The organism is Enterobacter sp. WPR_3_1 (assembly GCF_003635055.1).
In the GTDB taxonomy this organism is placed as follows: Bacteria; Pseudomonadota; Gammaproteobacteria; order Enterobacterales; family Enterobacteriaceae; genus Enterobacter; species Enterobacter ludwigii.
The window spans coordinates 494,278-507,774 of sequence record NZ_RBXU01000009.1; the positions used below are offsets into that span (position 1 = coordinate 494,278).

The 13,497-nt window shown below is 56.0% G+C and carries 10 protein-coding genes; 7 read left to right on the forward strand and 3 right to left on the reverse strand.

All coding sequences use genetic code 11. From position 1 onward, the window contains the following. Positions 1 to 94: 94 nt before the first annotated feature. On the forward strand, positions 95 to 2,116 hold the full coding sequence (locus BJ887_RS10740) for an NADPH-dependent 2,4-dienoyl-CoA reductase (protein WP_121339856.1): 2,022 nt from the start codon (positions 95 to 97) through the stop codon (positions 2,114 to 2,116). A gap of 61 nt (positions 2,117 to 2,177) precedes the next feature. Here BJ887_RS10740 and rlmG read toward each other — a convergent pair whose 3' ends face one another. Next, positions 2,178 to 3,314 (reverse strand): 23S rRNA (guanine(1835)-N(2))-methyltransferase RlmG, encoded by a 1,137-nt coding sequence (gene rlmG, locus BJ887_RS10745; RefSeq protein ID WP_121339857.1) that lies wholly within the window; start codon positions 3,312 to 3,314, stop codon positions 2,178 to 2,180. An 85-nt stretch (positions 3,315 to 3,399) separates the two neighbouring features. Here rlmG and BJ887_RS10750 point away from each other — a divergent pair, with 85 nt between their 5' ends. From BJ887_RS10750 to sstT, 4 genes are all read left to right on the forward strand, one after another. Beyond that, positions 3,400 to 3,903 (forward strand): YgjP-like metallopeptidase domain-containing protein, encoded by a 504-nt coding sequence (locus tag BJ887_RS10750; protein ID WP_025202954.1) that lies wholly within the window; start codon positions 3,400 to 3,402, stop codon positions 3,901 to 3,903. A gap of 70 nt (positions 3,904 to 3,973) precedes the next feature. Next, positions 3,974 to 4,972 (forward strand): Gfo/Idh/MocA family protein, encoded by a 999-nt coding sequence (locus BJ887_RS10755; protein ID WP_047355843.1) that lies wholly within the window; start codon positions 3,974 to 3,976, stop codon positions 4,970 to 4,972. Between the two features lie 263 nt (positions 4,973 to 5,235). Continuing rightward, entirely contained in the window at positions 5,236 to 6,204 is a 969-nt protein-coding gene (locus BJ887_RS10760) for a TerC family protein (protein WP_025202952.1), read from the forward strand. A 235-nt stretch (positions 6,205 to 6,439) separates the two neighbouring features. After that, positions 6,440 to 7,681, forward strand: a complete 1,242-nt coding sequence (gene sstT / locus BJ887_RS10765) for a serine/threonine transporter SstT (protein WP_014171722.1) — start codon at positions 6,440 to 6,442, stop codon at positions 7,679 to 7,681. A gap of 101 nt (positions 7,682 to 7,782) precedes the next feature. Here sstT and BJ887_RS10770 read toward each other — a convergent pair whose 3' ends face one another. Both BJ887_RS10770 and uxaC read right to left on the reverse strand, forming a co-directional pair. Then, complete coding sequence (locus tag BJ887_RS10770) at positions 7,783 to 9,270, reverse strand: UxaA family hydrolase (RefSeq protein WP_121339858.1); 1,488 nt, start codon at positions 9,268 to 9,270, stop codon at positions 7,783 to 7,785. A 17-nt stretch (positions 9,271 to 9,287) separates the two neighbouring features. Beyond that, on the reverse strand, positions 9,288 to 10,700 hold the full coding sequence (gene uxaC / locus BJ887_RS10775; protein WP_040018780.1) for a glucuronate isomerase: 1,413 nt from the start codon (positions 10,698 to 10,700) through the stop codon (positions 9,288 to 9,290). Positions 10,701 to 11,173: 473 nt separating this feature from the next. On the opposite strand from uxaC, the gene BJ887_RS10780 reads away from it, so the two are divergent. Both BJ887_RS10780 and exuR read left to right on the forward strand, forming a co-directional pair. Continuing rightward, a complete protein-coding gene (locus BJ887_RS10780; protein WP_014171725.1) occupies positions 11,174 to 12,472 on the forward strand; it encodes an MFS transporter in 1,299 nt (432 codons plus the stop codon). 117 nt (positions 12,473 to 12,589) lie between these two features. Continuing rightward, positions 12,590 to 13,366, forward strand: a complete 777-nt coding sequence (gene exuR / locus BJ887_RS10785; protein ID WP_014171726.1) for a transcriptional regulator ExuR — start codon at positions 12,590 to 12,592, stop codon at positions 13,364 to 13,366. Positions 13,367 to 13,497: the final 131 nt, after the last annotated feature.

Genomic DNA, 13,497 nt, shown 5'->3' on the forward strand with positions numbered 1-13,497 from the left:
CAATCGCCGCATTCCCCTTTTCCCTTTTACTCATCGCTGGCTAAATTAGTAACTCATCCGACCACATAACAATAATTTTACACTGGAAGAGACTATGAGCCACTACCCGTCGTTATTTGCCCCCCTCGATCTGGGGTTCACCACCCTTAAAAACCGCGTGCTGATGGGCTCAATGCATACCGGGCTTGAAGAACATCCGGACGGGGCCGAACGTCTGGCGGCCTTCTATGCCGAGCGTGCACGTCACGGGGTGGCGCTGATTGTTACCGGCGGGGTGGCTCCTGCGCCTTCTGGCGTGGGGATGGAAGGCGGTGCGGTGCTGAACGACGCCAGCCAGCTGCCGCATCATCGCGTGGTCACTGACGCCGTTCACCGGGAGGGGGGGAAAATTGCCCTGCAGATCCTGCACACCGGGCGTTACAGCTATCAACCGAATCTGGTCGCACCGTCGGCCATTCAGGCCCCGATTAACCGCTTTACGCCCCATGCCCTCAGCCACGATGAGATCCTGACGCTGATTGACGACTTCGCCCGCTGTGCAGCGCTGGCGCGTGAAGCGGGCTATGACGGTGTTGAGGTGATGGGCTCGGAAGGCTACCTGATCAACGAATTCCTCGCGGCCCGCACAAACCAGCGCGACGATGAGTGGGGTGGCGATTACGCGTGCCGCATGCGCTTTGCAGTGGAAGTGGTGCGCGCCGTGCGTGAACGTGCCGGGGCGGATTTTATTATTATCTACCGCCTGTCAATGCTCGACCTGGTGGAAGGCGGCGGGACGTTCGACGAAACCGTGCAGCTGGCGCAGGCGATTGAAGCCGCCGGCGCGACCATCATCAATACCGGCATCGGCTGGCACGAGGCGCGTATTCCGACCATCGCCACGCCGGTGCCACGCGCGGCGTTCAGCTGGGTCACGCGCAAGCTGAAAGGGAAAGTGTCTGTCCCGCTGGTGACCACTAACCGCATTAACGACCCTCAGGTGGCGGAAAATGTGATCGCCGCCGGTGATGCCGACATGGTCTCCATGGCGCGTCCGTTCCTTGCGGATGCCGAGCTGCTTTCCAAAGCGCAGAGCGGGCGTGCAGATGAGATTAACACCTGCATCGGCTGTAATCAGGCCTGTCTGGATCAGATTTTTGTTGGCAAGGTCACTTCGTGTCTGGTCAACCCCCGCGCCTGCCACGAAACCAAAATGCCGATTTTCCCGGCGGTGCATAAAAAACGCCTGGCCGTGGTCGGTGCCGGCCCGGCGGGTCTGGCGTTTGCGGTGAATGCCGCCTCGCGCGGCCACAGCGTGACGTTGTTCGATGCCGCCGCTGAGATTGGCGGGCAGTTCAATATCGCCAAACAGATCCCGGGCAAAGAAGAATTTTACGAAACCCTGCGCTATTACCGCCGAATGATCGACCTGACGGGCGTGGATCTGCGCCTCAACCAGTTTGTAAACCCGGTGGATGTAATGGAGTACGATGAGGTGATCCTGGCAAGCGGGATCGCACCACGCAGGCCTGCGATCGAGGGCATCGATCATCCGAAAGTCCTGAGCTATCTGGACGTTTTGCGTGACAAAGCGCCGGTGGGGGCAAAAGTGGCGATCATCGGCTGCGGCGGGATCGGGTTCGATACCGCGATGTACTTAAGTCAGCCCGGCGAACCCACCAGCCAGAACATTGCCGACTTCTGCGTGGAATGGGGTATCGACACCAGCCTTAACCAGTCCGGCGGCTTGCGGCCGGAAGGACCCCAACTGCCGAAAAGCCCGCGTCAGATCGTCATGCTGCAGCGTAAAGCCAGCAAACCCGGTGAAGGCCTGGGCAAAACCACGGGCTGGATCCATCGCGCAACCCTGCTCTCTCGCGGGGTGAAGATGATACCGTCGGTGAGCTATCAGAAGATCGATGACGCGGGGCTGCACGTGCTGATCGGCGGTGAGCCGCAGCTGCTGCAGGTGGATCATGTGATTTTGTGTGCGGGTCAGGAGCCGAAGCGCGATCTGGTGGATCCGCTGCGTGAGGCGGGAAAAACGGTACACCTGATCGGCGGATGCGACGTGGCGATGGAGCTGGATGCGCGACGCGCCATTGCGCAGGGCACAACGCTGGCATTGAGTCTCTGAGTGACGCAACGCTCACCGGGCCTGCACGCGAGGCAGGCCGGTGTAAACTCAGCGCCCCGCGTTAGCGGCGGCGACCCAGCTTGACGGATTTCAGCACCACGAATTTGTTATTGGTGGCAACCGTGGTGCAGTTACCGAAGATCTTCTTCAGCTTGTGGAAGTAGTCCAGGTGACGGTTCGCCACGATATACAGCTCGCCGTTAATTTTCAGGCAGCGGCGTGCATGGTGGAACATCTCCCAGGCGACGTTATCCGTCAGGGCGTGTTTCTGGTGGAACGGGGGATTACAGAACACGGCATTAAAGCGGAACGGCTCAACGCCCGACAGCGCGTTATTAATCATAAACTCGCAGCGATCCAGCGCGTCCGGCATGTTAATTTCAACGTTCAGACGACTGGAGGCCACCGCCATCGGCGACTCATCACTAAATACAACGCTCGCGTCAGGGTTCTTCGCCAGCAGCGTCAGGCCAATCACACCGTTACCGCAGCCCAGATCGACGATTTCGCCTTCCAGGTTATCCGGCAGATTTTCAATAAAGAAACGCGCCCCGATATCAAGGCCGGTGCGGGAGAAGACGTTCGCGTGGTTGTGGATTGTCCAGTCAGTGCCTTCCAGCGTCCAGCTCAGGGTTTCTGGCGCGTCGGCCAGTTCCGGGGCACTGAAAGTACAGTTAATGAGACGCGCTTTTTTCCAGGCCAGCGTCGTGGTGGTTGGGCCGAGCACTTTCTCGAACAGTTCCAGCGTTGAGGTATGGATATCACGCGCCTTGGCCCCCGCGATAATACGCGTTTGTGGGGTTACGACGTTGCGCAGTGCGCGCAATTGTTGTTCCAGCAGCGCCATTGTTTTCGGCACTTTGATCAGCACCACGCCCGGCGCCTGCGGATAGTCCGCGGTGCTGTCGAGGAACTTAACGCTGGATTCGTCGATGTCGTTGTGGCGCAGGTTTTCCCGCGTCGCCAGCTCGCTCAGGTAGGAATCACCGATGCTGTAAGGCGTGTGTTCTGCCAGAGCGCAGCCCAGCGCGCCAAACGCGTCATTCAGGATCAAAACCGGGCCGCTGATTTCAGTGTCATCCAACTGTTGCAGCAGATATTCATCCGCCGCTTCCCACGCCTGAAGCGGGTTAACGTCGTCCGTTTCCGGGAAACGTTTAAGGTTGAGTGAACGGAAACCGTTGTCTAAGTGGCTCATCGGCCCTCCTGAATGGTAAAATTTCGGCGTTATCCCTGAAAAGGGTGCGTGAGTATACCCGTTTTATTGTCAAATTGGGGCGTTGATGAACCAACTAACTTATCTCCAGGGCTACCCGGAGAACTTACTTTCTCAGGTTCGCAGCTTAATTGCCGAGCAAAAGCTGGGCGCGGTGCTGGAAAAACGCTATCCGGGGACGCATGACTTCGCGACCGATAAGGCGCTCTGGCAGTATACCCAGGATCTGAAAAACACCTATCTGAAGAGCGCGCCACCCATCAATAAGGTGATGTACGACAACAAGATCCATGTGCTGAAAAACGCGCTCGGCCTGCACACTGCCGTTTCCCGTGTTCAGGGCGGCAAGCTCAAAGCGAAAGCGGAGATCCGCGTTGCCACCGTGTTTCGTCACGCGCCAGAAGCGTTCTTGCGGATGATCGTGGTGCATGAGCTGGCACACCTGAAGGAAAAAGAGCACGACAAGGCCTTCTACTCCCTGTGCTGCCATATGGAGCCGCAGTACCACCAGCTGGAGTTCGATACCCGTTTATGGCTTACGCATTTATCGTTAAAGAGTAATGCGCAGTAGCGCACTGGTTTTGCAATAATCACGTGCTACAGTGGCTAAAGGTTCCCTGCTACGGAGTACGTAAACGTTTATGATACGTTTCGCAGTTATTGGCACGAACTGGATCACCCGCCAGTTCGTCGACGCCGCCCATGAAACCGGCAAATTTAAGCTCACCGCAGTCTATTCCCGCAGCCTGGAGCAGGCGCAGAGTTTCGCGAACGACTATCTGGTTGAACATCTGTTCACGTCGCTCGATGAGATGGCGCAAAGTGACGCCATTGACGCGGTCTACATCGCCAGCCCAAACTCCCTGCACTTTCCGCAAACGTCGCTGTTTCTCAGCCATAAAAAACATGTGATTTGCGAGAAGCCGCTGGCCTCGAACATTCAGGAAGTGGAAGCCGCGATTCAGCTTGCCCGCGACAATCAGGTGGTGCTGTTCGAAGCGTTCAAAACCGCCAGCCTGCCAAACTTCCTGCTGTTACAGCAGTCTCTGCCGAAGATTGGCAAAGTGCGTAAAGCGTTTATTAATTACTGCCAGTACTCGTCGCGCTATCAGCGTTATCTGGACGGTGAAAACCCGAACACCTTTAACCCGGCCTTCTCTAACGGCTCGATTATGGATATCGGTTTTTACTGTCTGGCCTCTGCCGTGGCGCTGTGGGGCGAGCCGCACAGCGTCACCGCCACGGCCAGCCTGCTGGAAAGCGGTGTGGATGCGCACGGCATCGTGGTGCTGGATTACGGTGATTTCAGCGTTACGCTGCAGCACTCCAAGGTGAGCGATTCCGTTCTGCCCAGCGAAATTCAGGGCGAAGCGGGCTCACTGGTTATCGAGAAGATTTCCGAGTGTCAGAAGCTGAGCATTGTCCCACGCGGCGGCAAAGCGCAGGAGCTGACGCAGCCTCAGCATATTAACACTATGCTCTATGAGGCAGAGGTCTTCGCCCGTCTGGTGGAAGACAACGAAGTAAATCACCCTGGGCTGGCGGTCAGCCGCACCACAGCGAAACTGCAAACCGAGATCCGCCGTCAAACCGGCGTGGTCTTCCCTGCAGATGGCGTGGGCGCAGAAGCTATCGCGTAAAGCTGTGTAATGAAACGGTGCAGACCATTGACGAAATCACTGGTCTGACATATTTTGTTACCTGCAAAGGGGAGTAACTTCCTTGCCGGTGGATCGTCATTACGATGCGTGCAAAACCGCATCCGGTCGCCGGGCAATCAAAAAGCCCGTCTTTTTGGTTGTAAGTGAGACCTTGCCGGAAGGCGAGGTCTATGCATAAAAAGCTAACGGCTATCGTCTTCTGACCATGGCCGTTTTTGTTTTTTATGTGTAAGGAAAATAGTATGCATTCTGTCGGCACTCCCATGTTGTGGGGCGGATTCGCGGTTGTCGTGCTCATCATGCTGGCGATCGACCTCTTTTTGCAGGGGCGTCGCGGCGCACATGGCATGACCATGAAACAGGCTGCGGCCTGGTCACTGGTGTGGGTCACCCTCTCCCTGCTCTTCTGTGCTGCCTTCTGGTGGTACCTGGCCTCAACGGAAGGCCGCGCGGTTGCCGATCCTCAGGCGCTCGCGTTCCTCACCGGCTATCTGATTGAAAAAGCCCTGGCGGTCGATAACGTCTTCGTCTGGCTGATGCTGTTTAGCTACTTTGCCGTGCCTGCGGCCCTGCAGCGTCGCGTGCTGGTGTACGGCGTGCTGGGTGCGATTATCCTGCGTACGATTATGATCTTCGCCGGAAGCTGGCTGATTACGCAGTTCGAATGGCTGCTGTATGTCTTCGGCGCATTCCTGCTGTTCACCGGGATCAAAATGGCGCTGGCAAAAGAAGATGGCTCCGCCATTGGCGACCGTCCGCTGGTGAAGTGGATCCGTGGTCATCTGCGCATGACCGACAAGATCGAGAGCGAGCACTTCTTCGTGCGTAAGAACGGCCTGCTTTTTGCCACGCCGCTGCTGCTGGTGCTGATTCTGGTTGAGCTGAGCGATGTGATTTTCGCGGTAGACAGCATTCCGGCTATCTTCGCGGTCACCACTGACCCGTTCATTGTGCTGACATCTAACCTGTTCGCCATCCTCGGTCTGCGTGCCATGTACTTCCTGCTGGCAGGCGCGGCTGAGCGCTTCTCAATGCTGAAATATGGTCTGTCGGTGATCCTGGTGTTTATCGGTATCAAGATGCTGATTGTCGATTTCTACCACATCCCTATCGCTATCTCGCTCGGTGTGGTGTTTGGCATTCTGATCGTGACGTTGCTTATCAATACCTGGGTTAATCGTCAGCACGATAAGAAGCAACAGGTGGAGTAATTACGGTCCTTCCTGCTGCCTTTACGCTGGCCCTCTTCCCCCCAGGGAGAGGGCCAGCACACTTTTGTAAATGAATAGTTAAAAACTATGACGCAACACGTAAAATGCAGCATTTTACGCTTCCCTCCGCATCCGGTTTCCCTATACTCAACCAGGCAAACATTTTCTTACATCCGGACATAAATGTGACTTAGAGCACATAAAGGATGGAACGCAATTTCACTTAGGAATTTTTATGAGCACACAATCAACTGGTCTCTTTGCGCGCCTGGCGCAAGGCAGTCTCGTTAAACAAATTCTGGTAGGGCTGGTACTGGGGATTCTGCTGGCAATGGTGTCAAAACCGGCTGCGGAAGCGACGGGGCTGCTTGGCACCATTTTCGTTGGCGCACTGAAAGCCGTCGCACCGGTGCTGGTGCTGATGCTGGTCATGGCGTCAATTGCCAATCATCAACACGGACAAAAAACCAACATTCGCCCTATCTTGTTCCTGTATCTGCTGGGCACCTTCTCTGCAGCCTTAACAGCCGTCGTTTTCAGCTTCCTGTTCCCGTCCTCGCTGCACCTGACCAGCGCTGCGGGTGATATCACCCCGCCATCCGGTATTGTGGAAGTGCTGCGCGGCCTGCTGATGAGCATGGTCTCTAACCCGATTACGGCACTGATGAACGCTAACTACATCGGCATCCTGGTCTGGGCGATCGGTCTTGGTTTTGCCCTGCGTCACGGCAACGAAACAACGAAAAACCTGGTCAACGACGTGTCGAACGCCGTGACCTTTATGGTCAAAATCGTGATTCGCTTTGCGCCAATCGGCATCTTCGGTCTGGTCTCTTCCACGCTGGCGACCACCGGCTTTGGCGCACTGCTGGGCTATGCGCAGTTGCTGGTGGTACTGATTGGTTGCATGCTGCTGGTTGCGCTGGTGATTAACCCGCTGCTGGTGTTCTGGCAGATCCGCCGTAACCCGTATCCGCTGGTGTTAACCTGCCTGCGCGAGAGCGGTGTGTATGCATTCTTCACCCGCAGCTCTGCGGCAAACATTCCGGTTAACATGGCGCTGGCGGAGAAGCTGAATCTGGATCGCGACACCTACTCGGTTTCCATCCCGCTGGGTGCGACCGTGAATATGGCGGGTGCGGCAATTACCATTACCGTGCTGACGCTGGCGGCTGTGCATACGCTGGGCATTCCGGTCGATCTGCCCACGGCGCTGTTGTTGAGCGTGGTGGCGTCGCTGTGTGCGTGTGGTGCATCGGGTGTGGCGGGTGGTTCGCTGCTGCTGATCCCACTGGCGTGCAATATGTTCGGTATCCCGAATGAGATTGCCATGCAGGTAGTGGCCGTCGGCTTTATCATCGGTGTATTGCAGGACTCCTGCGAAACCGCGCTGAACTCCTCAACGGACGTGCTGTTCACCGCAGCGGCATGCCAGGCGGAAGACGCGCGTTTAGCGAAGAACGCGTTACGCGGGTAAACAAAAGCCCGGTGACAAACGTAAAGCAAAACGGCAACCGAAGGTTGCCGTTTTAGTGTTTGACCCTCTCCACAGGGGTGAGGGCATCACCCGCACCACACTTACAGCGTCACGCCACTCTTGAAGATCGCCAGTTCGCGGAAGTCATTCTTCTCGTTACAGGTCTGTCTGCCGTTGGCAAACTCCACAATGGTATCCACGAATTCCGTCAGCAACTGCGGCATCCCTTTACCGTGGATCAACTGGCCTGCATCAAAGTCGATCCAGTGTTTTTTCTTCGCTGCCAGCTCGCTGTTGGTCGCGATTTTGACCGTCGGCACAAAGCCACCGTACGGTGTCCCGCGCCCGGTGCTGAACAGCACCATGTGGCAGCCGGCGCCGGCCAGCGCGCTGGTCGCAACCGCATCGTTACCCGGTGCGCTGAGCAAATTCAGACCGTGCGTTTTCAGACGTTCACCGTAGCGCAGGACATCAACCACCGGGCTGGCACCCGCTTTTTGCGTGCAACCGAGAGACTTCTCTTCAAGCGTGGTGATCCCGCCCGCTTTGTTACCCGGAGACGGGTTTTCATAAATCGGCTGGTTGTGGGCGATAAAGTACTGTTTGAAGTCGTTCACCATGGTGACGGTCTTCTCAAACGTCTCTTCGTCGCGACAGTGGCTCATCAGAATACGTTCAGCGCCGAACATTTCCGGCACTTCTGTCAGCACCGTCGTACCGCCGTTGGCGATCACATAATCTGAGAAGCGGCCCAGCATCGGGTTCGCGGTGATCCCGGACAGGCCATCAGACCCGCCGCACTCCAGGCCGAACTTCAGCTCACTCAGCTTGCCCGGCTCACGCCTGTCGTGACGCATCACCTCATACAGCTGGTGAAGGTGCTCAATGCCCGCTTCCACTTCATCATCCTGGTGCTGACACACCATAAAGTGCACGCGCTCGGGGTCAAACTCACCCAGCGTGTCGCGAAACGCATCCACCTGATTGTTCTCGCAGCCCAGGCCAATCACCAGCACCGCGCCCGCGTTCGGGTGGCGGACCATGTTTTGCAGCATGGTGCGGGTGTTGATGTGGTCGTCGCCAAGCTGAGAACAGCCGTAGGTGTGGCTGAACAGGTGCACACCGTCCGTACCTTCGGCGTCGTGGGTCTCTTTCAGGAAACGCGTCTGGATTTGACGCGCGATCCCATTCACGCAGCCGACGGTGGGAAGGATCCACAGCTCGTTGCGGATCCCCACCTCACCGTTCGCCCGGCGGTAGATCTGTACCTCGCGATCCGCCGCCTGCGCTTCTTCCGCCGCTAAATCAGGTTGATAGCTGTACTCGTCCAGATCGCTCAGATTGGTGCGGGTGTTGTGGGAATGAATATGCTCACCCGGCGCAATATCCGCCAGCGCATGACCAATCGGGAGACCGTATTTAACAACGTTGTCTCCTTGGGCGATCGGCTTCACGGCAAACTTATGCCCGCGAGTCACCGCCTGACGCAGGGTTACCGCCTGGTTATCAACGGTGACAACTTCACCTTCGGCCAGATCCGCCAGCGCGACGGCAACGTTATCCAGCGAATGGATTTTGATGTATTGCATATCAACCTCAAACGGCCTTAGTTCAGTTCAATGGCGAAGTAGTCGCGCGCATTGTTAAAGCAGATGTTTCTCACCATTTCGCCCAGCAGCTGAATATCGGCAGGGGCCTCACCCGCGGTCACCCAGCGGCCAATCATCTGGCACAGAATGCGGCGGAAATATTCGTGGCGCGTGTAAGAAAGGAAGCTACGGCTGTCGGTCAACATGCCCACAAAGCGGCTTAACAGACCCAGCTGTGCCAGCTGCGTCATTTGACGCTCCATCCCGTCTTTCTGGTCATTGAACCACCAGCCGGAACCGAACTGCATCTTGCCTGGCATACCTTCACCCTGGAAGTTACCGATCATGGTACCCAGCACTTCGTTATCGCGCGGGTTCAGGCAGTAGAGGATGGTTTTTGGCAGCAGATTTTGCTCGTTCTGTTTGCTCAGCAGCTTAGAGAGTTCTTCAGCAAGCGGGCGATCGTTGATGGAGTCGAAGCCCACGTCCGCGCCCAGCAGTTTAAACTGACGCTGGTTGTTATTGCGCAGGGCACCAATGTGGTATTGCTGCACCCAACCGCGGCGAGCATATTCCGCACCGAGGAAGACCAGCACCGCCGTTTTGAACTGTGCCACTTCGTGCTCGCTCAGGGATTCACCGGACAGGCGACGTGCCAGAATGCTATCAAGCTCAGCTTCATTTGATTCCGCAAACATCACCACATCCAGCGCGTGGTCAGAGACTTTACAGCCGTGTGCCGCGAAGTGGTCCAGACGTTTGGTCAGCGCGCTCTGCAGGTCTGCAAAACGACGAATGTCGGTGTCAGACACTTCCGCCAGCTTCGCCATGTAATCATTGAACGTCGCCTGTTCGATATTAAAGGCTTTATCCGGACGCCAGCTTGGTAGCACTTTAATATCAAACGAGGTATCGCGGGCGACCACAGCGTGATGTTCCAGGGAGTCAATCGGATCGTCAGTGGTCCCCACCATCTTCACGTTCATCTGCTTCATGATGCCGCGGGCGGAGAAGGTATCCTGCGCCAGTAATTCATTGCACCGATCCCAGATTTCATCGGCGGTAGCCGGGGAGAGCAGCTTTCCGGTGATGCCGAACGGACGGCGCAGCTCAAGGTGCGTCCAGTGATATAACGGGTTGCCGATGGTGTGCGGAACGGTCGCCGCCCAGGCGTCAAACTTCTCGCGGTCGCTTGCATCACCGGTACACAGGCGCTCAGCCACGCCGTTGGTACGCATCGCACGCCATTTGTAGTGGTCACCTTTCAGCCAGATGTCATACAGGTTTTTGAAACGGTAATTTTCGGCAACCTGCTGCGGCGGTAAATGGCAATGGTAGTCGAAAATTGGCTGGTCTTTGGCGTAGTCGTGGTACAGGCGGCGAGCAAATTCGGTATCTAACAGAAAATCTTCGGTCATAAACGGTGTCATTATCGTCTTCCTCGTAACGAGAGCGTCAGAAAGCTTATGCTCAGATGCTGCAAAGTTATCACACCAATTTCCAGAGACAGAACATTTTTTCGTGAGTTAGATCAATAAACGCAGACAAATTAATTACCTCAAATGAGGTAAACCCTTCGCCAGGCCGCGCCAGAACTGGCTTTATCCGTAACACATAATGTCCCTACAAATAATCATGCATTTGTGATGTCACTCACCTTTTAAAGTTGTATGACAAGTTATCTTTTCGCCGTCGCAAACACTAAGCCGACGGAATGCATTCCCGGTGTGAAAACATCGGTTTTAACGGTACGGATACCGACTTATGCACGCTTACTTATGGCAAGGTTCGGGCCGTTCCGGGACATCTCCCGGTTAAGCCCCTCCCGTTACACAACCGCTCCCGGACACGGTCGAGAGGTTGCCGTGCAAGGCACGGAATTAACATAACGATGAGGTTTTAGATGCGTAAAATTAAAGGGTTACGTTGGTATATGATCGCACTGGTGACGTTAGGCACCGTGCTGGGCTACCTGACACGTAACACCGTGGCAGCCGCAGCCCCGACGTTGATGGAAGAGCTGCATATCTCCACTCAGCAATATTCCTACATCATTGCTGCTTATTCCGCGGCTTACACCATCATGCAGCCTGTCGCAGGCTATGTTCTGGATATTCTCGGGACCAAAATCGGCTACGCCTTCTTCGCCATCGCCTGGGCTATTTTCTGCGGCGCCACGGCGCTGGCAGGCAGCTGGGGCGGTCTGGCGCTGGCACGTGGTGCGGTAGGTGCAGCGGAAGCGGCAATGATCCCGGCCGGGCTGAAAGCCAGCTCTGAGTGGTTCCCGGCGAAAGAGCGTTCTATTGCCGTCGGCTATTTCAACGTCGGTTCTTCCATCGGTGCGATGATTGCACCACCGCTGGTGGTGTGGGCTATCGTGATGCACAGCTGGCAGATGGCGTTCATTATCTCTGGTGTACTGAGCTTTGCGTGGGCCATGGCGTGGCTGATTTTCTATAAACACCCGCGCGATCAGAAAAAACTGTCTGAAGACGAACGCGAATACATCATTGGGGGTCAGGAAGCTCAGCATCAGACCAACAACGGCAAAAAAATGACGGTCTGGCAGATTCTGGGTACCCGTCAGTTCTGGGGTATCGCCCTGCCGCGCTTCCTCGCCGAACCCGCCTGGGGGACCTTCAACGCCTGGATCCCGCTGTTCATGTTTAAGGTCTATGGCTTTAACCTGAAAGAGATTGCGATGTTCGCGTGGATGCCAATGCTGTTTGCCGATCTGGGCTGTATCGTGGGCGGTTATCTGCCACCGCTGTTCCAGCGCTGGTTTGGCGTGAACCTGATCGTTTCCCGTAAAATGGTCGTGACGATGGGCGCAGTGCTGATGATTGGCCCGGGCATGATCGGCCTCTTCACCAGCCCGTATGTGGCAATCGCCCTGCTGTGCGTCGGTGGTTTTGCTCACCAGTCACTGTCCGGCGCGCTGATTACGCTCTCTTCTGACGTCTTCGGGCGTAACGAAGTGGCTACCGCTAACGGCCTGACCGGTATGGCTGCCTGGACGGCGAGCACCCTGTTTGCTCTGGTGGTGGGTGCGCTGGCGGACACCATTGGCTTCAGCCCGCTGTTTGCCGTACTGGCTATCTTCGACCTGATGGGTGCAGTGGTTATCTGGACGGTGCTGAAAAGTAAGTCGGCAGAAGAGGTGCTAAAAGAGTCCCTGGGGGGACCGGCAACGCAAAGTTAGCGCCCCTCCTGATGTCACAGAAGCCGCCTCCGGGCGGCTTTTTTCATGGCAAAATCTGGAGACTGGCACGCAAAAGTGGTATAACAAATAATCCGCCGTACCCTGCCTGGAGCGCATATGGAAATCACCGAACCACGTCGTTTATATCAACAACTTGCTGCCGAGCTGAAAGATCGCATCGAGCAAGGTGTCTACCTTGTCGGTGATAAACTCCCCGCTGAGCGCTTTATCGCTGATGAAAAAAGTGTAAGCCGCACCGTGGTGCGTGAAGCGATTATCATGCTGGAAGTGGAAGGCTACGTTGAAGTTCGCAAAGGCTCCGGCATTCACGTGATTTCTAATCAGCCGAAACACTCCCCGGTCGCCGACGAAAGTCTCGAATTCGCCAGCTACGGTCCGTTTGAACTGCTCCAGGCGCGCCAGCTTATCGAAAGCAATATTGCGGAATTTGCAGCGACTCAGGTGACCAAGCAGGACATCATGAAGCTGATGGAAATCCAGGAAAACGCGCGCAAGGAAAAATGTTTCCGTGATTCAGAGTGGGACCTGCAGTTCCACGTGCAGGTCGCGCTGGCAACGCAAAACACGGCGCTGGCGGCAATCGTGGAAAAAATGTGGACTCAGCGCGTTCACAACCCGTACTGGAAAAAACTGCACGATCACATCGATTCCCGCACCGTGGATAACTGGTGCGACGATCACGATCAGATCCTTAAAGCGCTGATTCGCAAAGATCCCCATGCGGCAAAACTGGCCATGTGGCAGCACCTGGAAAACACCAAGCAGATGCTGTTCAATGAAACCAGTGATGACTTCGAATTTAACGCTGACCGCTATCTTTTTGCCGATAATCCTGTCGTTCATCTCGATACGGCAGCCAGTGCGGCAAAATAGTTTACCTTTTCGCTGGCAGGCGCTTCGCTGCGCCTTCTGGCAGAGGTGGGTAAGCAAAACATATATAGTGTCAGCCTTTGTAAATCCCCTCGCTCCCCTCCATGGCTTACGCCAAAATCATCTCACCCCTG